Origin of the sequence: Pseudoalteromonas sp. NCCP-2140 (genome assembly GCF_023708065.1) — a bacterium.
Taxonomy (GTDB): Bacteria; Pseudomonadota; Gammaproteobacteria; order Enterobacterales; family Alteromonadaceae; genus Pseudoalteromonas.
This window is the reverse complement of the sequence record NZ_BRCZ01000006.1, coordinates 94,531-115,042: the sequence shown is the minus strand read 5'-3', so window position 1 is coordinate 115,042 and position 20,512 is coordinate 94,531. Positions and strand designations below refer to the sequence as shown.

The 20,512-nt window shown below is 40.3% G+C and carries 14 protein-coding genes; 9 read left to right on the top strand and 5 right to left on the bottom strand.

Annotation, left to right across the window (positions count from 1 at the left end; translation table 11 throughout):
- Positions 1 to 63 precede the first annotated feature (63 nt).
- Positions 64 to 1,254: an MFS transporter gene (locus tag NFU46_RS13485; RefSeq protein ID WP_251602544.1), complete on the top strand. Its 1,191-nt coding sequence runs from the start codon at positions 64 to 66 to the stop codon at positions 1,252 to 1,254.
- Positions 1,255 to 1,292: 38 nt separating this feature from the next.
- Here NFU46_RS13485 and NFU46_RS13480 read toward each other — a convergent pair whose 3' ends face one another.
- Entirely contained in the window at positions 1,293 to 1,484 is a 192-nt protein-coding gene (locus NFU46_RS13480) for a helix-turn-helix transcriptional regulator (protein WP_054551820.1), read from the bottom strand.
- The gene (locus NFU46_RS13475) at positions 1,481 to 1,909 is read right to left on the bottom strand and encodes a hypothetical protein (RefSeq protein WP_251602541.1); all 429 of its coding nucleotides are present in this window, start codon (positions 1,907 to 1,909) and stop codon (positions 1,481 to 1,483) included. Before NFU46_RS13475 ends, NFU46_RS13480 begins: the two co-directional genes overlap by 4 nt.
- A 238-nt stretch (positions 1,910 to 2,147) precedes the next feature.
- Between NFU46_RS13475 and NFU46_RS13470 the strand changes: the two genes are divergently transcribed.
- The 5 genes from NFU46_RS13470 to NFU46_RS13450 all read left to right on the top strand — a co-directional run bounded on the left by NFU46_RS13470 (position 2,148) and on the right by NFU46_RS13450 (position 10,272).
- Positions 2,148 to 5,402, top strand: coding sequence for a winged helix-turn-helix domain-containing protein (locus NFU46_RS13470; protein WP_251602539.1), 3,255 nt, complete (start codon positions 2,148 to 2,150; stop codon positions 5,400 to 5,402).
- A gap of 22 nt (positions 5,403 to 5,424) precedes the next feature.
- Complete coding sequence (locus NFU46_RS13465; protein ID WP_251602536.1) at positions 5,425 to 5,802, top strand: DP-EP family protein; 378 nt, start codon at positions 5,425 to 5,427, stop codon at positions 5,800 to 5,802.
- 150 nt (positions 5,803 to 5,952) lie between these two features.
- On the top strand, positions 5,953 to 6,933 hold the full coding sequence (locus tag NFU46_RS13460; RefSeq protein ID WP_251602534.1) for a GGDEF domain-containing protein: 981 nt from the start codon (positions 5,953 to 5,955) through the stop codon (positions 6,931 to 6,933).
- A 134-nt stretch (positions 6,934 to 7,067) separates the two neighbouring features.
- On the top strand, positions 7,068 to 9,587 hold the full coding sequence (locus NFU46_RS13455) for a TonB-dependent siderophore receptor (RefSeq protein WP_251602532.1): 2,520 nt from the start codon (positions 7,068 to 7,070) through the stop codon (positions 9,585 to 9,587).
- 136 nt (positions 9,588 to 9,723) lie between these two features.
- Entirely contained in the window at positions 9,724 to 10,272 is a 549-nt protein-coding gene (locus tag NFU46_RS13450) for a hypothetical protein (RefSeq protein WP_251602530.1), read from the top strand.
- Here the strand turns inward: NFU46_RS13450 and NFU46_RS13445 are convergent.
- The 3 genes from NFU46_RS13445 to NFU46_RS13435 form a co-directional block, all read right to left on the bottom strand.
- Positions 10,269 to 11,174 carry a lipopolysaccharide assembly protein LapB gene (locus NFU46_RS13445; RefSeq protein ID WP_251602528.1) on the bottom strand — a complete coding sequence of 302 codons (906 nt, stop codon included), beginning with the start codon at positions 11,172 to 11,174 and terminating at the stop codon, positions 10,269 to 10,271. The genes NFU46_RS13450 and NFU46_RS13445 overlap by 4 nt on opposite strands.
- Before the next feature lie 67 nt (positions 11,175 to 11,241).
- Positions 11,242 to 11,979, bottom strand: coding sequence for a hypothetical protein (locus tag NFU46_RS13440; protein ID WP_208855482.1), 738 nt, complete (start codon positions 11,977 to 11,979; stop codon positions 11,242 to 11,244).
- 157 nt (positions 11,980 to 12,136) lie between these two features.
- Positions 12,137 to 13,489: a magnesium transporter gene (locus NFU46_RS13435; RefSeq protein WP_054560666.1), complete on the bottom strand. Its 1,353-nt coding sequence runs from the start codon at positions 13,487 to 13,489 to the stop codon at positions 12,137 to 12,139.
- Between the two features lie 261 nt (positions 13,490 to 13,750).
- On the opposite strand from NFU46_RS13435, the gene NFU46_RS13430 reads away from it, so the two are divergent.
- The 3 genes from NFU46_RS13430 to NFU46_RS13420 all read left to right on the top strand — a co-directional run bounded on the left by NFU46_RS13430 (position 13,751) and on the right by NFU46_RS13420 (position 20,512).
- Positions 13,751 to 16,507, top strand: a complete 2,757-nt coding sequence (locus NFU46_RS13430; protein WP_251602526.1) for a cadherin-like domain-containing protein — start codon at positions 13,751 to 13,753, stop codon at positions 16,505 to 16,507.
- 290 nt (positions 16,508 to 16,797) lie between these two features.
- Positions 16,798 to 19,449 carry a TonB-dependent receptor plug domain-containing protein gene (locus NFU46_RS13425; RefSeq protein ID WP_251602524.1) on the top strand — a complete coding sequence of 884 codons (2,652 nt, stop codon included), beginning with the start codon at positions 16,798 to 16,800 and terminating at the stop codon, positions 19,447 to 19,449.
- Complete coding sequence (locus NFU46_RS13420) at positions 19,442 to 20,512, top strand: cytochrome-c peroxidase (RefSeq protein ID WP_251602522.1); 1,071 nt, start codon at positions 19,442 to 19,444, stop codon at positions 20,510 to 20,512. Before NFU46_RS13425 ends, NFU46_RS13420 begins: the two co-directional genes overlap by 8 nt.

Genomic DNA, 20,512 nt, shown 5'->3' with positions numbered 1-20,512 from the left:
GTTACTGGCATTTTCAATTATCAAAAATCTATTTTGTTTTTAAATTTATTTTAAAGGAATTACATGACTAACGTAGCCAACTCCCAAGGCAACGCAAGCACGTTTACCATTCTGATAGTATTGGCTTTAGGCACATTCATTTTAGGCCTATCAGAATTTTCTATGATGCCAATGTTGCCCCTGATCAGCGAAACATTTTCGTCTACGCCAGCGCAAAGTGGTTATGCCATCAGTGCTTACGCGATAGGCGTAGTCGTTGGTGCGCCGCTATTTATGATCACAACCGCCAACATGCGTAAGCGTAATGCACTGTTGATGTTTGTCAGCATGATGTTTTTATTCAATGGCTTAAGTGCTTTTGCAAACTCACTTGAGCAACTTATTTTATTTCGATTTTTAAGTGGTTTACCACACGGTGCCTACTTCGCCGCCGCTATTTTATTGGCTGCCGACATTGCCCCTGCCGATAAACGCGCAAGCTTTATGTCAAAAGTATTTATGGGTTTAACCATTGCTACTATCGTTGGTGTGCCCATGGTCACCTTAGTGGGGCAAAACTTTAGCTGGCGTTATTGTTTAGCGGGCACAGCTGCACTTGCGTTAGTTGCCTTGGTATTGATTGTGAAATACGTACCTAACGTAAAAAATACCACGCCAACATCGATTCTCGATGAGTTAAGTGTATTAAAGAACAAGCTCGTATGGACCATTCTGGGTATCATCATTATTGGTTTTGGTGGCGTATTTTGTGTTTACACTTACATTGCCGACACCATTTTAGAAGTCACCCATACCCCTGCTTACACTATCTCTATTGCTATGATCATGTTCGGTATTGGCTGTACTTTAGGTAACTATGTATTAGGTAAAGCCGCCGACCACTCACCGCTGAAAACCACAGGCGCAGCGCTAATTGGTGCAGTGGTATTTGCAGCCAGTTATGTAAGCGCAAGCCATAATATTTGGCTGTTATACGCGGTGATTTTCTTTATTGGTTTTAGTGTTGGTTTAGGTACCGTGATCCAATCGTTATTAATGGATGTATCACCACAAGGGCATGCCATGATTGGTGCACTGGTGCAGTGTGCGTTTAATACAGCTAATGCGATTGGCCCTTGGCTTGGCGGTATGGCTATTGCCGAAGGCGCACTCCCTAGTCAAACAGGCTATGTTTCGGCCGCACTATTCTTAGGTGGCTTTTTAATGTGGTCGTTAAGTGCGATGCAGATGAAAAAACAAAGCTGTAAGCCTTAAGCTATCAGCTCTCAGTCTGATCGCTGAAGGCTGAAGGCTTATTCATCCTGAAATATCTCTTCGATACTCAGGTTGAATAAACGCGCGGCTTTAAATGCTAATGGCAAACTTGGGTCAAATTTACCTTTTTCAATCGCATTAATAGTTTGCCTAGACACATCCAAAAGCTCTGCGAGCTTCGCTTGGGTGTAGTTGTGCTCTGCACGAAGTACTTTCAAGCGGTTTTTCATTCTTCGCCCTCGTCGTTTAACTGCTTATTCATCATTAAAAGACTCACTAAGTAGGTTAAGCCCATAAAGAGCACGAGGTGCGATATATCTTCTTTAAAACTAATTAAACCGCTTGATTGCACCACCGAGTAAGCTAAACCAAATACCAAGCTTGCACCCAAGGTAATGGCCATTGCATTAAGGTGCATACGCTGCTGCAGCTCATCCATTCCTTGTAGTTGTCGTTTGTTAGATAAAATCATCATGATGCCAACTACTACATTAATTAAGATTGCCACAACACTAAAAAGAGCCTGCTCTTGCCATAAAAAATGTGGCCCAAATGAGGCAATTGCTAATGTAATCACCCATGCAGATGTCCATTTCGCGAGGTTTAGCGTGTTCTGCTTATTACGTTGTTTAAAGGTTAATCCTGTTTGATTCATTATTCTCACCTTAAAAGTAAAGTAAACTTGACTAAAGATTAACCTAGCAACACAAAAAGTCAAACAAACTTTACAAAAAGTTTTATATACACGACATCAATATGATTTTTTAATGTCAGAAAAGGCAAGGTGCTTGCTGTTAATCTCATAATATTGTATTAATCAAAGTATCCCGTAATCTAATATAAAATCGGTCCACTTGGACTGCGTTTCTAACAATAACAATGAAGATAACACTATGAATACGGCACTGTTTTTCGTTGGCGAATGGCAAGTTACCCCGGCCACCAACTCAATCCGACGCGGTGAACAAACAAAGCATCTTGAACCAAAGGCGATGGATGTATTACTGCTGCTATGCGAAAAACAAGGTGAGCTACTAACAAGTGAAGAAATTATCAGCCATTGCTGGCCAAATGTAGCGCTGGGTGACAACCCCCTACATAAAGTGATCACCCAATTACGTAAAGCCTTTGAAGATAAAGCAAGTGATCCGCATTACATAGAAACCATTCGTAAACGTGGTTATCGGGTTATTGCCGAAATCAACTTTCCACTCAACGAAGAACAAAAAGCCAGCCAAACCAGTTGGCAAGGTGATTCGCCCTTTGTTGGCTTAAGTGCGTTTGCACCTGAGCAAGCCGATGTGTTTTTTGGTCGTAACAAACAAATTGCCACCTTGTTACAGCGAGTGTCGGCTCAAATAGAATTTGGTCGCGCATTTTGCTTAATTTTAGGCGCCAGCGGTTCAGGTAAATCGTCGTTAGTTAACGCAGGTGTATTGCCCGCTTTAATGTCGAGTAATGGTTACGATGGCATTAGAGTACACAGTTACTGCCAACTCGACTTTGCCGATGTCAGCAAAGAGCGCTTACTGCTTGATTTAGCCTCAACCTTGCTCGATTTAGAAATAAACGACGCACCAGTACTTAGCGATATAAGTGCCGATGCGTTGGCTGAATTGTTACTAACAGATCCAGAACAGGTTATTTCTCGCTGTAAAGCAGCACTTGCAGCGCTAAATAAAGAGCGCACTACGCCCTATTTATTTTTATTTATCGACAGGCTCGAAGTGCTATTGTCATCGCCGCTATTTAGCGATGACGAGCGCAACCAGCTGTTAGCACTTATTGAGCGCTTAGCAACAAGTGGCTGCATGATCATTTTTAGTGCCTGTCGTAATGACTTTTACCCGCAAGTAGTGAGTCAACCAAGTTTAATGGCAGGTAAAGCAAATGGCGCACACTTTGATTTATTAGCGCCAACTCGCTCTGAGCTAAAGCAAATGATCCGTTTGCCAGCACTTGCAGCAGGCTTAAGTTGGCAACATCACCCAGAGCATCACACACCGCTTGATGAACAACTTTGTAACGATACTGCCAATAACCCAGATGCATTGCCAATGCTGCAATACACCTTGCAGCAGCTTTACTTGCAGCGCAGCCCAGACAACGAATTATTGTTTTCTGAATACCAAGCCCTAGGCACTATCGAAGGAGCTATCGGCCAAAAAGCCGAACAGGTATTTTGCCAATTACCCAAAGACCAACAAACTGAACTTGCCGCAGTACTTTCTAAGCTGATCACTTTAAGCCCAGATGGCGAAACGCTCACCAGCCGTGCTGCGCGTTGGAGCGAATTAACCAGCCCTGCTGCGACCAAGCTTGTTCAGGCCATGGTCGACAGCCGCTTGTTTGTATCACACCTTAAAAATGAGCAAGCCTGCTTTAGCCTTGCCCACGAAGCGCTGCTGCGCCATTGGCAACGCGCCATAGATTGGGTGCAAGAACACCAACAAAGCTTAGCAACTCAAAGCCGTGTGCAACTAGCCACCGAGCGCTGGCTGCTTGAACATAAACACAGCGACTTTTTATTAGCCCAAGGTAAACCGCTGCAAGAAGCACAAAGCCTAGTTAAAAACCCTATGTTTAGCTTATCGAGCGACGACCAAGCGTTAATTAAAGCTTCTAACAACAAAGCCAAACGTAAAAAGCGCGTGTTACAAATAACGGCGGCTGCACTTGTGTGCTTAACCTTTATTGCCACATTTATGAGCGTGCGCAGCTATCACGCCGAACAAGTAGCAAAACAAAAACGCCAAGAAGCGGAGAGTTTATTGGGTTTTATGGTTGGTGAATTTGCCGATAAACTCAGAAGCGTTGAACGTATGGATTTACTGGATGGTATCAGCAATAAAGCCCTTGAGTATTTTACCAATCAAGACGAAGAAACAGCGTCTTTGTTTGACTTTAGCGATAAACAAGCCCAGTTTAATAACCGTTTTCAATACGCTCAAACCTTAGAGGCCATGGGCGAAGTGGCGTACTCGCGCGGCAAAACCGACGAAGCCTTCACCGCCTTTGAAAATGCGCGAACGCGCCTAGAATCATTACTACAAATTCAACCCAACAACCTTGATTTACTAATGCTCGCAGGGGCTAATGCTTTTTGGCTTGGTAATTTAACTTATGAACAAAGTAATTACTTAGCGACTGAGCCAATGTTCAAACGTTACTTGGCTTACAGTGAAAAGATGTATCAACTTGCCCCTAATGACTTTAATTCAATTATGGAGCTATCTTACTCACACAATTCACTTGGCTCGCTGTATTTAAAACAGTTTAATTACGCACTTGCAAAACAAAGTTTTACTGAATCTTTAAAACTTAAAAACCAAGCTCTTGAGCTTAAACCTAATAACAAAAATTTATTACGCGATAAGACAGATACTATCAGCTGGATTGCAACCACAGAAGAAAGGCTCGGTAATTTAAACGCAGCACTCGAAATGCTTGAGCAAGCCTCTCAACAGCTAGTCAACATGCTTAAAACGTCACCTAATGATGCAAGTTTGCAAAGTCATTTAGCAAACACTTATATGCAGCAAAGCTTTTTATTGAGCTACTTCCCAAACAAGAAAGCGGCATTTTTTAAAGCAGAAAAAGCAACCAATGCGATTAATCAAGCAAGAATACAAGATCCAAAAAATCAAAACTTTCAACGCACCTTTTATAGAACGCTTGCATACCAATTAATGCTGTTAGATAAAAATAAAACTAGTGAAAGGGTAAAAGATGTTTTGAGTTACATTGATAACCAAGGGTTTTCAAATACAACTTTAATAAACATTCAAATAGGTGTCATTCATTATTTAATAAATAGAAATCTTTTAAGTGAAGCCGAATCCCATTTATTACAATTAGAAAGCAACTCAGACTTTATTGAGAGATTGTCTGATACTAAAAAAATAGAAAACAACTCTATTCTAATAAAGATTAACTTAATTAAAGCAAAGCTTGCTGAAGACAAAATAGCAAAACAACAAGCATGCCAAGAAGCTATTAATGCAATTGAAGAAAACAACAATGGTAATAAAAGCATAAAAAGAACTTACCCACTTATTCAAGCTTACACCTGTTTAAATAAGGTAAGTGAGGTAAGCGCGGTTAAAAATAAACTAATAGAGTTAGGCATTACTAACTTTGAACTATAAAAACAACTAGAAGGTAATAACAATGAGCGAAAGTCAAACTTACAATTTTACAGTGAACGTTACACTTAACACTGAAAATGAAGCTGTATTCACATACTTCCAAGACGGTCAGAAAGTTTCTGGTGGCGGTACTGTCAATGAAAGAAACAGCCTAGGTATTTATACACTTGATAACGCAACAGTTGAAGCGGGCTTTCAATTTACAGGTGCTAAATTTGCAAACCTTGAAGGTAATTGCGAGCAAGACTTTAGCTTTAAAGTCACTAATGATGGTCAAACAATTGAGATTGCCGATACAGATGATAATAGCGGTACTGCGTGTATGATTTTCATCGTAGAGTGCAATGGCACAAGCTATGAAAGTGCCGACCCGCAAGTAAAAAATGATAAAGAAGACTAAATACCTCTCGTGAAAAGCTCCTTCTTAGGAGCTTTTTTACATTACAAAACAACAAATTAAAACCAGAAGATTACCAGAAGGTTAATTTGCACTTTTTTAAGTAACTTTATAGACACCAAAATCGTTTGCATCGGCAAAAAGGAAACGAACGTGTCTACTAATAAAAATGAACAACCAAGCACTAATAAATCAGAAGCGAAAAGCGCACTACCGCAGTCTATCAATTCAGAGCAACTTGCGCTGATTGCCCAAATGTTTCAGAACATTCCTGAGGGAGTGTTTATCATTAATGGCCAAGGCACGTTTGAATTTGCAAACCCGATGGCAGCACAGCTTTTAGGTGACAACCAAGAAGCGTTAATCGGGCAAAACATTTTACATTACCTACACGACACCGACCGTGATAAATACATGTATACCCTACTCAGTTGGTTAGACCATAAAGACTCGCCGATAAGCCTTGGGCCAAACGAAGTTAAAATAAACCGCGCCGATAGTAAAACCCTTGAGGCGGATTTATGTATATCGAGCCTGCCAAAAAACATTGCCGTTGCAGAAAATTTATTTATTTGTGTATTACATGATTTATCATCACACAAAGAGCAATATAATCGTTTAATTAAACAGGCTACCACTGACCATTTAACCGGCCTTGCAAATAGATTAACCCTTGAGGAATCATTAAAAGAGCATTGGCAAGAAAGCGTACAAACCAACCAAGCCATTAGCACTATATTAATCGACATTGATTACTTTAAATTATTCAATGACCGATTTGGTCATGTAAAAGGCGATAAATGCTTACAAAAAGTAGCAAGTATAATCGCAGATTCACTCCCTTCTCGCGATTGTTTAGCAGCCCGTTATGGCGGTGAAGAGTTTGCCATTATATTACCTCGCTGCCAAAAAGACACGGCCGCCGCCATTGCTAAACATATTCAAATAAAAGTAAATAACATGCCATTTACTGATATAGGTCTACCAAGTGACTTTAGAATAAGTGTAAGCCAAGGAATTGCCTGTGAGTTTAATAATCAATATCGTACTTCAGAGGCATTAATTTGTGCAGCAGATACTGCTTTATACCGAGCAAAAACAGAGGGCAGAAATAAAATAAGCATTAGCGCATAGAGGTTAACAAAATGTAAACCTAGTGAGCTAAATAGCTTGCTAAGATAATCATATAGTATACTTTTATGTTATTTGTTTGTTCCTTTTTTATTGATAAACTGCGAAGCGAAATCAACGTTAGATGGGATCCAACAATGACAATTTTTAAAAAAGTACCTTTGCAACTTGCTATTGCAAGTACGCTAGCTACATCAGTGACTGCAATCGCTGCTGAGCAAACAACTGACAACACCGTTCAAGATGTTGAAGTTATTTCTGTTACAGGTACTCGCCGTAGCCTTCGTAGCATTTCTGAAAGTACCGTGCCTGTCGATTTATTAACAAGCCGCGATCTATCAAGCACAGGCCAGCTTGATATGAGCCAAGTATTGGCATCACAATTACCAAGCTTTAACTACCCAAGTGCCACCATTGCTGATGGTACTGACCACGCAAAACCAGCTGTTTTACGTGGCCTTGCTCCTGATCACACATTAGTGCTGATTAATGGTAAACGCCGCCATGCCGGTGCATTATTAAACTTAAATGGTACGGTTGGCCGTGGTTCAACGGCCGTAGATTTAAATAATATTCCGACTTCTGCGATTAAGCGTGTTGAAATTCTTCGTGATGGCGCTGCAGCTCAATACGGTTCTGACGCGATTGCCGGTGTGATCAATATTGTATTAAAAGATGCCGATGAAGGCGGTAGCGTGAGCTACACATACGGTGAATACGACACACAAATGGCAGGCTCTCCTCAGCTACTAAACACCACAACGGATAGCGAAGGCAACTTAAGCTTTGAAACTGGCAGCGACCGTGAAGTAAACGACGGCATTACGCGTACAGCAAGTGCTAATGCGGGCTTTGCACTAGGCGATAATGGCTTTATTAACGTGTCAATTGAGTCACGTAATAACGAGCCAACAAATCGCTCTGGCTTTGATGCACGTGAGCAATATAGCCGTGATGAGAATGGCGATTTAGATTCACGTGAATTTGACTTTGACCGCTATAACCACCGCTTTGGTAAAGCCGATATCGAAGACTTCGCGCTTTTTTATAACCTAGGTTATGAGTTTGATAATTCGCTGTCGCTTTACTCATTTGCAAGTTACTCAAACCGTAAAGGTAACTCAGGTGGTTTTTATCGTCGCGCTAAAGATTCTCGTAACTTAACTGAAGTGTATCCTGACGGTTTCTTACCGCAAATTGATACCGATGTTGATGATTACTCATTTGCAATTGGTCTAAATGGCGAAACCAATGATTGGGCTTGGGATGTAAGCACCAATTATGGTCGCAACGATTTTGGAATTGGCGTAAGCAACAGCTTAAATACCTCGATGGGTGTTAGCAGCCCAACAGAATTTGATGATGGCTCGCTTGTTTATGAACAATACCTAGTGAATATGGATGCTAGCAACACACTAGATTTAGGTTTACCTGATGATGTGTTTGTTACGATTGGTGCTGAGTATCGTCACGAAAACTACCAAATTAAAGCTGGTGAAACAGCCTCTTACCTCACTGTATTAGATGACGATGGCAATCCAGTTGCTGCTGGTGGCGCGCAAGTATTACCTGGTTTCTCACCAGAAAGTGCAACAGATAAAAGCCGTCATAACATTGCGGTATTTGCAGAGTTTGATACTTACCTAACTACAGATTGGAACCTTGTTTTAGCAGGTCGTTTTGAAGATTACAGTGATTTTGGTAGTACCTTTACCTCTAAACTTGCTTCGCGCTATAGCATTAACGAGTCGCTGTCGCTACGTGGTGCAATTAGCACAGGTTTTAGAGCACCTTCACTTGCCCAAACATCTTATAAATCAGTAAGCACTGTTTTTGAAAATGGTGTGCCAAATGAAGTGGGTTTATTCCCTGTTGATGAGCCTGCAGCGCAAGCACTGGGAGCTCGTGATTTAGACGCTGAAGAGTCCGTTAATATGACGGCGGGTTTCATCTTTACGCAAGGCGGCTTTAGCTTAACCCTAGATGCGTATCGCATTGAAATTGACGACCGTATCGTTTTGTCTGAAAACTTAAGTGGCTCAGAAGTTGAGGCGATTTTAGCCGAAGCAGGCGAAGTAAATACGCAGCGCGTTCGTTACTTTACTAATGCCATTGATTCACGTACGCAAGGTGTTGATATTGTTGCGACCTACTCATTAGGTTTAGAAAACTATGGTGATTTACGCTTAAGTGCAGCAGTTAACTTTAACGACACTGAAGTGACGAATGTTAAAGAAAACCCAGCAGAGCTAGAAGCCCTTGGCGATAGCTACGAGTATTTTTCTCGTCGCGAAATCACACGCTTTGAAAAAGGCACACCAGCCGATAAATGGAACCTATCTGCAACATGGGATTATGAAAACTTCCAAACGACATTACGAGCAACTCGTTATGGTGAAGTAGTTGATACATCAAGTACTCCTGATGGAGATGAAGTACTTGATGCTAAATGGATTGCTGACTTAGAAGTGGCTTATCGCCCTGATGAGCAGTGGAAGTTTGCATTAGGCGCCAATAACCTGTTTGATCAGTACCCTCAAGATACTGTAAGTAATATTGGTTATAGCGATTTCAACCAAATTTTCCCTTATAGTGGCTTTGCGCCATACAGCTTAGATGGCCGTTTTATTTACGGTAACATCACTTATAGCTTCTAAAAAAGTCGGTGCTGGCTTAGGCTAGCACCGCAACCTCTTTTATAGCCAAAACCCTCGATTAAAATAATTCGCTTTAAACAACCTTTTTCACACTTGCGACGACTAACTAAATAACATAACCCATTAGGACATCATTATGAATTTAGTACGTATTAGCGTAAGTGCACTCTTAATCACGGCCACTACTGCTTGTATTGGCCTCTCTAATGCCAGCACAACAAACAACCAGGGTGATTATCGCGTTATCACTTTTAAAGACTGTAAAAAGGTAAGCGAAAGTACCCTCAATAACGAACAGATTGCTGCATACCTTGAGCTGGAACGTGAGCAGGTAAAACTAGAAGCGCTAGAACAACCTATTAGTGACATTGAGCTACAAGTTACTGAGTACTCTGAGCAAATAGAAGCAATCACTGAAGAAGCAGTAATTGAAGACGAAAACCATCTGCGAATTAATAAAAGCTTATTAAAAGAGCAAGATAAGTTGGCTAAAGAGCTCAATAAACTTATGGCTGCTCATGATGCCGATTTTAAAGCACTGGAACAGCAAGCAAAATTAATTGAACATGCCGCTAAGCAGTTTGATAAAACTATGAAGCCTTTGATGGAACAAGGTGAGTCAACCCATCTACAAATTTTAGCGCCGGGTGAAGACGAAAAACCAGGGTGTTTTTACACTATCTAAAGCACGTTACCTAGGTGTGCATAAAGTTTCGCATGTGATTGCCGAATGTCTTCTTTATGCACTTGCTTAAACCATTTTAATGCTTGATCTTGCTTTCCTGCTTGCCAATTGATTTCAGCAAGACGTAACTTATATATAGCAATCATATTTCGATCTGAGTCTGAGTCCATGTACTTAAGAGACTGTACATAGATTTCATCGGCTTGCTCATAATTTGCCAGAAGTTGGTGGGTACGCGCTAAATTACCTAAAGCAACAGAGATTTTGCGGTTATGATTAGTTTTTAAAATCCAATCAGCGGCGGTTTTTCGGCTTGCAAGTGCACCGTCTACATCACCTAATGAGTGATAAACATTTGCTTTATTCGAAGCCAATTCAAAGTGGAAAATGGGATCTTTGCTTTTGCCAAAGCGTCGCTCTGCCCTATCAAGAATTTGCAATGCCGTTTCTTTATTACCAAACACGTATTGCAAATTAGCCAATTCAACCATACGCATAGGGTTACCAAATGAGTCGAAGATTGCTTGCAGTTTTTCAAAAGCCTTTGTGGCATATTTACGACCAGTTTCAAAGTCGCCTAAATAGTGCATTGATTTGGCGTAATAAAAATACACTTGTACTTGAAAGACAACAGGTAACTCTTCACTGGTTATGAAAGGCTCAGTGCTATCTTTCAAGATTTGAAATTCCATTTTGTCGTAGAAATAATCAAACTGATAAGATTTAATCTCATACCAACGCGCAGAACCAAGTTCACTGCTTGCTAGCTGTTGGTTAATGTAATCTAAGCAACTAATTTGTGATTGTGGATCACAAAACATCTCATGATCACTAAAGTTTTCAGAGGCACTGGCATCAAGGCTCGATAATCCTAACAATAACAAGGCTAACTTTTTCTTCATGCACTATTTTCTCAGTGATAACTCACTCAGAAAACTAACAAAATTTAACAACTTATAACAGTAGTTTTTAATTAAATTGATAGGTGTAACCCAGCACTAAATTTTGATCTGAGCCATAATCACTGTCTTCTGTTGCAGCAAATAGTTTAAAACTTTGTTGCTTATCAAATTGATAACTTGCACCAATAGCGGCGAAATACCCTGAATAATCGTTAGACCCCACCGAATAAGCCGCAGCAGTCATTAATGTCCATTTTTCGGATAATGGCTTTAAAGCAAACGCGCCCAAGTAACCACCATCACTACTGTTTGGAATGAGCACCCAACCCTCAGGGCCAGGTATTTCTGTTGTTAAACACGCACCTTGCCCTGCTAAACAAGCAATTTCACCATCAACATGGCTATAACCACCCATAGCGAAAATTTGCCAACCATAGGGCGCAATATCAAAGTAACTCAGTGGCATAAAGGTGCCAACACTATAGGTTGTACGCTCAGCTCCCTGATCATAACTTTGCTTACCAAAGTTAAAATTAACAATGCCAATATCAAATAGCCACGAGCCACCAACACGCCATTCATCGCCATTGGCACTCACACTGGCATTAAGCTTTTTAACTGCTCCCAAACTTAGCGAACCGGTGATCCTTAATTCATCTGAATAACTTGCTCCAAACTGAGTGACGACCTTGGTGGGATCTTCGCTCAGCTTAGTTTGTTCACCAGTTGTAGTTTGCGCCGCTGATACATTAAACACTGAAATTACCGATAAAGCAGCGAGCGCACCTTTTTTACCTAGTACCATATTAACGTCCTTTTAGTTTGACTGAGTCACAATTCATAATAACTGTGTATTAGGTAAATAAAAGTGTTTATTTTATGTTCTTTGAAAAACTTCACATTAGAGGGAGGATAATCTAGTAAAAGCCGGCTAAACACTACTTTAGCCAGCATCCGATCCCTTAAAGAAGGAGTAAACTACCTAAACCTAGGAAGGTAACAAAACCGACGATGTCGGTGACTGTGGTCAGGATCACAGAACCTGAAAGGGCTGGATCGATTTTAAGCTTATCTAAAATCGATGGGATCACTACCCCTGATAATGAAGCAGCAACCAAGTTAAGTAAAATAGCGATAGTGATGGTTAAACTTAACATGCCATCGTTGAACCAAAAATAAGTGAGTACACCAATCACAAAGGCCCAAACACAGCCATTTAGCGCCCCTACTCTTAGCTCTTTTTTCAGCAGTGCTCTACGGTTGGAGTCGGTAACCTGACCGAGTGCTAAACCGCGCACAATAACCGTTAACGTCTGACTACCTGCAATACCGCCCATAGAAGCGACAACCGGCATTAATACCGCCAGCGCAACCACTTGCTCGATAGTTGCACCAAACAAACCGATAAACCAAGAGGCCAAAAACGCCGTTGCTAGGTTAATACCAAGCCAAATACCGCGGTTTTTTGCCGATTTAGTGACGCTTGAGAACAGATCCTCGTCTTCACGAAGACCACCGGCTTTTGCAGCGGCTTCGTCGGTCACTTCTTGGCGCAATTCATAAGCTGATGACACTGATAACCGGCCTAATAGTTTGTTGTCGGCATTCACAACTGGCATCGCCATTTGCTCACTGTGAATAACCACTTCAGCAGCCTCGTATAGGTCGTCATCAGCATGTAAAGCCGATACATCAAGGTTCGCGTAATCCAGCAGGCTGTCGTTATCATTAGCTTTAAATAAAGCGTTGATAGCCACTTCACCAATGAGAGTGCCCTTACGGCTGACTAAATAAATCACCTCGGTATATTGCGGTAAACCTTTTTGAAAAATTTTACGCGCCCCTGCCACTGTGAGTTTTTCTGACACTTTTAGCGCATCAAAATCGAGCCAGTGACCTAACTGCTCTGGATTATATTGCTGTGCAAGGTCGTACTGCTTTGTTTGAACTTCATCGAGTTGTCTGCGTGCATAATCAACAAAGCGCTCAGGAATAATTTCTTCAAGTTCAAGTAACTCTTCTACGCTTACTTCGTCAAGTAGCTTAAAGCCTTCGGCTTCTTCTAGACTTTGCAATAACCAACGACAGCTATCGCCACCTAAGTTAATGAAGATTTCATGTTGCGTATCTTCATCGAGTAATTGCCAAATCTCTAAACGCTGTTCTTTAGGTAATGCTTCAAACAATAACGATAGATGTTCTGTAGAAAGCTTTTCTTTAGCATCAGCAAGTAACTTATTTTTGCGTGTTGTGGTGTCACACTGAAGCAAGTCATCAATTAACTGGGGAAGTTGGTCAACAGGATACTCAATCATTTGAGACCTCGGTTAATTACATCAATAACAATAGTCTAACGCAGCTCAGGAAAAATAACTGCTCTGAAAAGGTATATTTTTTTGCAACATACCACTTACCGCCCACTGCAAGAGTTAGTTATTTAAGGCACGACCCAGGCTAGGATCACAGCAATTGCACAAAAACGCACAACCAAATGAAATTAAGATCTATTATCATTCGTATTATATGATATTATTCCACCTCTTTAAAATTATTTAATAATAAATACGAGTATAGGAATGAGGAAAAAAATAAAGTATTTACCACTTGTAATTGCATTTGCACTCACTGGATGTGGTGGTTCAGATAGTAATAATGCACCTGAGTTCACAAGTAACTTAACGTTCACTTTAGATGAAGATTCATCTATTTCAGGCCAAGTTGTGGCAACAGATGATAATGCTGTTAGCTATACCCTCGGCTCAGCATCAAGTAACGGACTATTTGCTTTAAATGCTGATGGTACTTTTACCTATACCCCAAAAGAAAATTTTGCAGGCCAAGACACGGTTACCGTTACCGCCACTGATGGCAACTTAAGCACAGATGCAGTACTTACTTTTACGGTTAACAACGTTAACGATGCGCCAACGCTTACGAGCCAGTCAGTCACAGTAACTACCTCATCTACAACTGAAGGTACATTAACTTTTAATGATGTCGACGGCGATACTGTGACAGTCTCTTTGGTAACGCCTCCTGCCAACGGTACCCTTAATTTAGATGAACAAACGGGGGCATTTACATTTACCGCGGATACGCTGTCAGAAATTAACGATAGTTTTGTTATTGAATTTACCGATGGCAATATTAGCTCGCCTATCAGCGCAACCATTGAATTAAAACCGTCGTATGTTACGAACGAGGATAAACTCAATTATTACTACAGCTCTGATAAGTCTCATTTAAAACAAGCTGAAGCGGTTAGTGAAAATATCAATGACGATATTTACATGGACGAAGTAAACACACAATTAGCAGTTGGTTATATTGCAGCAGGCTTTGAAGAACAAGCAGAACAAAACTTTTCTGCCATTAGTGCATTAGATAAACTCGCAAGAGCATACCGAGATGCTGGTGAAAAATTAGACTCACTATTTCTTTCAGATAGAGCTGCAGAGTACCGTTTAAAATCTGAAGCAGCATATAATCAATACGTTGCTGAAAAGGGCCTTGAGAACATTAACTCAAGCGAGCCTAGTTTCTATTTAGGTCTAATAAATGATTACAATGAAGCTAAACAAGTTACACAAGCTAGTGACTTATTAGATATTTTGAATCTTTACGCAAACACAGTCCGAGAAGAAGAGTACAACAAACCTTACGGCCGATTCTTAACACCTTTCAAAAATGCATCAGAAGCTGCAATTGAAGCCTATGTAGAGGATAGAACAGATTCAAATAGAGCTAATGCTTTACAAATTATTAGAGCCTATGGCGAATTATCAGTTAAAACTGGTTACGAGATTCAAAGAAGTGGCGCTTTTAAAGACCAGCGTGTAGAAAAGAGAAAGGCCTTAAACATCAGTTGGGCTACTGAGTTGCTTCTTTCAGTAAACGAAGTGGAGCTTGCAAAAGACTATACAAATTTGGTCTTATCTTTATATGGTGTGACAGGTTTTGATGCAAATTATCCTTATGAGTCAAGCCCATACTCTGAGGCAACATTAAATACTTATACATACCCATTAGTCTCTTTATCAGCATCAATTAAAGCACTTTATGGAGTGAATGCAGAAAATAACCCAGCTTTTTCTTTACTTACAAGTGATAAAAATAAAACCAATGCTAGAGAATTTATGTTCGCTTATGAAATTGCAGACAATTTAACAGCTGGTTTCTCTATGGCAGATGCTGTTACAACTGCAAAAGCTTATTTCCTAGAAGGTGAAGAGGTTGAAGCTAAAAGTTTTTATGATTCACTAGTGGGTGGCTCTTCAGCTCCTGGTGCAGCAATGATTTTACAATCACGAGATGAAGATGAATTAGCAATTGAAGTACTAAATTATGCAGCGACAGTACTTTATTCAGAAGACTATATTTTAAATGAAAGAGTAGCTCAAATTGTTGGCTTCCAAGGCTGTGCAGCATTAGTACGTTTTGATTTATTACTCGGAGCAACTGAGCAAGCAAAAAAACACGCTGATGAATGTGCAATTGCTGTAAATAACTACATTGCTAGCAATAACGGTAATTTTGAGACAACATCTAGTATTGAAGCCTATTCAAACCTAATAAATGTATATGAAAGTGTAATCAACTATGATGCTATCCCTACAGTAGTTACAAAACTTGATTCTGAAATTAAACTGTTAGAAAGCAAAGAGTCACAAATTAAATATCGCCTCAAAAACTTAGGATATCTAATTGCTGCAAATCAGGTTGATACTGCACTTAGTTGGTTAGAAAACTCACTAGCTGAACTAGAAACAGAAAAAGTTAATATGGAAATTGATGATTTCACTGATATGCTTGAAACTGTATTTAATACAACAATTAACGATCAAGAATCAACGACTGGCTTCTTTGCTCAAGACTCAGTTCTCACAGCACTTGCTAAACATCACACCAGTGATGAAGGCTATGCGGCTAACTATGAAAAAGTTATCTCGTTGGTTAAACAATTTACTGATAAAGCCACAACATTTATAAATCTGCAACCTGATAAAGTTGTGCAAGACAACATGGAAACGCTTGTTTCAACCTATACTTTCTTAGGTGAATATGAAGCTGTACTTGAGTTAATTAATTTAAATCTCAATGGCGATGCTGACAAGCAAGCTTTATTTACACTCTATGCGAGTATTGTTGCACGTAGAGATGACTTTCCTGCATCTTCGATCGCGAGTATCGATACAGACCACGATGGCAAACCCAACTTCTTCTTATCAGGCGCTTCAGAGCAAGCAATTGCCGACTCAGGCTTAATTGCTGATAACGATGCCGACAATGATGGTATTGAAGACAGTATCGATTTAACTCCTTTAGGGGAGTAGTACGTTCATATCACGGCGAGGCAGTTATGCCTCGCCCGTCAAGTTAAAAATCTCAAAAAAATTCATAAAAATACAAACTAAAAGAATTTAATATTCCTTAAAAAGTTAAAAACCCAACAAATACAATTGAGATCTATTTCTATTCGCATTTTTAATTGATACAATCACCCGCTCTTACCTTTGTGCAAAATATGCAACAAATTAAGCTATTTAATAAAGGTAATTAACTATTGCCAGCTCTTAAGCGGCCTTCTCTTTAATCTAATTGGTACTATTTCAGGAGTTTTACCATGCAAATGCGCTACTTATCAGCGTGTTTGATGCTTTTACTTAATGCCCCTTTACACGCTAATGAAGTAAAGCAACAAACAACAGATCCTCAATGTAACGATAAGAACAATAAGCAATGCAAAGAGATAGAGCGCATTACTGTTAAAGGGCAATACATCGGAATTGAAGTACCTGAGGTGATAGGTCGTGCCTATTTAGATAGAAACTTTATCGAAGCAACCCCAAAAGGTAATGGTGACATCAACGAATTGATTGCCTTACTACCAGGCGTGCAATTAAGTGAAGACTACTACTCGATTGATAACCTTGCTGAAATTAGCGCCCCTGAAATAAGTATCTCGGGTGCAAAGCCTTGGCAAACAGGCTTTATGATTGATGGCATGAATTATAACAACCGTCTTGATCCTGCCAGTGCGAGCCGTATTGGCGCCTCTGAAAATGAGGTGTCAGGCGGTGTGCAGAGCATGAATATTAACAGTCAAATTGTTGAGTCGATTACTGTTTACGATCATAACATTCCAGCAGACTTTGGTGACTTTTCTGGTGGCGTTGTCGATGCCGAAACTATTTCACCTTTTTCTACAGATACTCGTGTGAGCTTTGGTATTCGTGGTAACCGCAGCGACTGGGGTGAATACCATATAATCGATAACGATGAGCCAGATGACACTACTGAAGGGCAAGACGCCATTGAACCACCGGTTTATGAAAAAACTAATATCGATTTTTCAATACAAAAAAAGTTAAATGAACAGCATGCTTTACTAATGAGCGTAAGCTATTTAAAAAGTGATATTTCGGATATTTCGCTCTCAGCACAGAAGGTAGAAAGTAGAGAAAACATCAACGCCCTACTGAAATACAGCTATCGCGATGGCTGGGTTGATTCACTTGATTTAAGCGTTATGTATGCCCCTTATACTTCAGACTCGTACTTGAAAGACGTTCTCAATAGTGACTATCAAGTTGAAGGGGGAAGTTTTGGTTTTACTGCAAATTTAGCTGAAGAAACTCGCTTTGGTCACTTCAGCAGCAAATTTAATATGAGTCAAAGTGATAACAACCGTACAGGGCCTGCGCATTTTTATACTTGGCTTCAAGCAAAAGGTAAAGAGTGGGGTCAATTAGCAGATCAAAGCGCCGACTCAACTCCTGTTTCAGAGTACGGCGGCTATGGCAATCTTGATAATACGCAAACCAGCTTTAATTGGCGAAATACCTTAACACTTGAGCGTAAAAAGTGGGGCAATACTGAACACGCAATTCGCGTTGGCGCTGAACTTAACCATCAAAACTATGAGCGTACTCGCCAACAAAACTATTATAAGTATGACTCGCCAATTCAATACTCATCAACCAACGAACAACTTAATTGTAGTGGCTATACCCTTGATTGTGTTGAGCAAAGCTTTTATGTCGATTTAGATACCCTTGCCGAACAATTAGGTGGCAGTATCGACTTTAATAACCCAGAGCACTTACTTGCCTACTCTAATAACGTAGCCACAACAGCCCAGTATTTTAACTCTCGTCTTGTCACACCAAGTGAAAATATCGATGTAAGCTTAAATAAAGCAGCCCTGTATGCTACCGATGTGATCACCTGGAAGCAGTTTGATTTTCATTTAGGTGTTAGATACGACTACGATGATTTTTTCAAAAATCACAATATCGCGCCACGCTTATCAATGGGTTATGACGTATTTAACGATGGCAATACACTACTGACTGCGGGTTTAAACCGTTATTACGATGCAGGCCTACTCGGTTATAAAATCAAAGAACAGCAAAAGTTTGCTTATCGTGAGTATCGCCCTATTCAAAACGGTTATTTACAAGCTTGGCTTCCTTCTTCTTACACAGGTAACTTTCGTTATATTTATGACAATGTGAAAAATCCTTACGATGATGAAATTGCCTTAGGTCTTCGCCACGCTACCGAGAGTTTCGGTAACTTTGCAGTTAAATACGTACATCGCGACAAAAAAGACCAGTTATCCAGAAATGAAAAAACCAATCTAAAGAACGACGGTTATCAATATATTACTATTTATAATAGTGGTACTGGCGAAAGTGAGCGTTATTCGCTGTCTTGGGATGCCAAATTTGGCGACCATTCGATATGGGCCAATGCATCTTATAGCCAAAATAGTGAAAGCAATAGCGACTACACAGCAACTCCTGACAACACCCCTATCGAGACACTGGTTTCCTATGAGGGTGAGCTCATGAGCCTATCTGAATTAGATACCCTTAAAGCGAATTTTGGTCGCCCTGTAACTGCAAACTTTGGTTGGAATACAGATTGGACTGATACTTTTTCAACTGGTTTAACAGCAACTTACAGCGGCAGTTACACAACTGCAATTAAGTCTAGTAGCGATCAACGAATTGGTATTGGTAGTGAGTGTACTACGTGTGAAGCAGTTGAAATATTTGTGCCAAAGTACGAAGCACATACCTTTGACTCTCGCATTATGTTTGCCTTAAGTAGCCGTTGGAATTATCAAATAAGTCAATCTCAATCTCTTGAGTTCCGTCTTGATATCAGCAACTTATTCAACGCACGTAGTCATGCTATTACAGAAGGAAACTCTGGTATTGAACCCGGTAGAATGTTTTGGTTAGGGGTGTCGTATAACTATGAATAAATGGTTATTTCTCTTTACGTGCAGCATTTTTACAGCGAGCGCCTTTGCGCAAGAGCAGTCATTACGTGAATTATACGCAAAGCCACAGCATGAGTGGCCAGCTATTATTAGCAGTAAAGATGTGCCAGCTGCACCGCTCAAACCTTTAAAAGCCAAGCCGATTAATCAAAGTGATGAGATCATCGCATTAGGTGAAAAACTATTTAACGATACCCGTTTGTCGCGAGATAACACGGTAAGCTGCGCAAGTTGTCATGAGTCTCGTTTAGCGTTTTCAGACAGGCGAAAGTTAGCTGTCGGCATTGACGGTCAAGTCGGCACACGAAACACCCAAGCCATTATTGGTATTGATCATTGGCAAAGCTTCTTTTGGGATGGCAGAGCTAAAACTGCAGCTCAGCAAGCGTTATTGCCAATTGAAAACCCAATAGAAATGGGCAGTTCGGTTGAGCTTGTGCTTAAAAAAGTAAACAGTGCTGAGGACTATAAAAAACCAATACTCAATGCCTTTGGCAAAGAAGCGCTTAATAAGGAGCTATTAGCTCTATCGCTTGTTGCCTTTGAACGTACCTTTGATGTACCTGAGTCATTATTCACGCGCTTTATTGATAAAGCGCAAACGAATCCTAGTGAAGCAGTTGCACTTTTAAACGATCAACAACTTGAAGGTTTACATCTATTTAGAACCAAAGCGAGGTGTATGACTTGTCATGAAGGAGCTTTACTCAGCGACAATGAATTCCATGTAACTGGGCTACATTTTTATGGTCGAAGACTTCAGGATTTAGGGCGTTTTGATGCCACCCAAGACCCCGCTGATATTGGCAAGTTTAGAACCCCATCTCTTTTAGCATTACAACAAAGTACACCTTGGATGCACAATGGGGGTTTTCAAAGTTTGCTGGGAGTTGTCAATTTATATAACGCAGGTGGAGCTCGCCCTAAGCCAAGAGCTAAGTTTAAAAATGATCCCCACTTTCCTAAAACGACTGAGCTATTACATAAACTAAAGCTCTCGAAGCAAGAAAAAAATGCTTTAGTTGCATTTTTACAAACCCTTTAA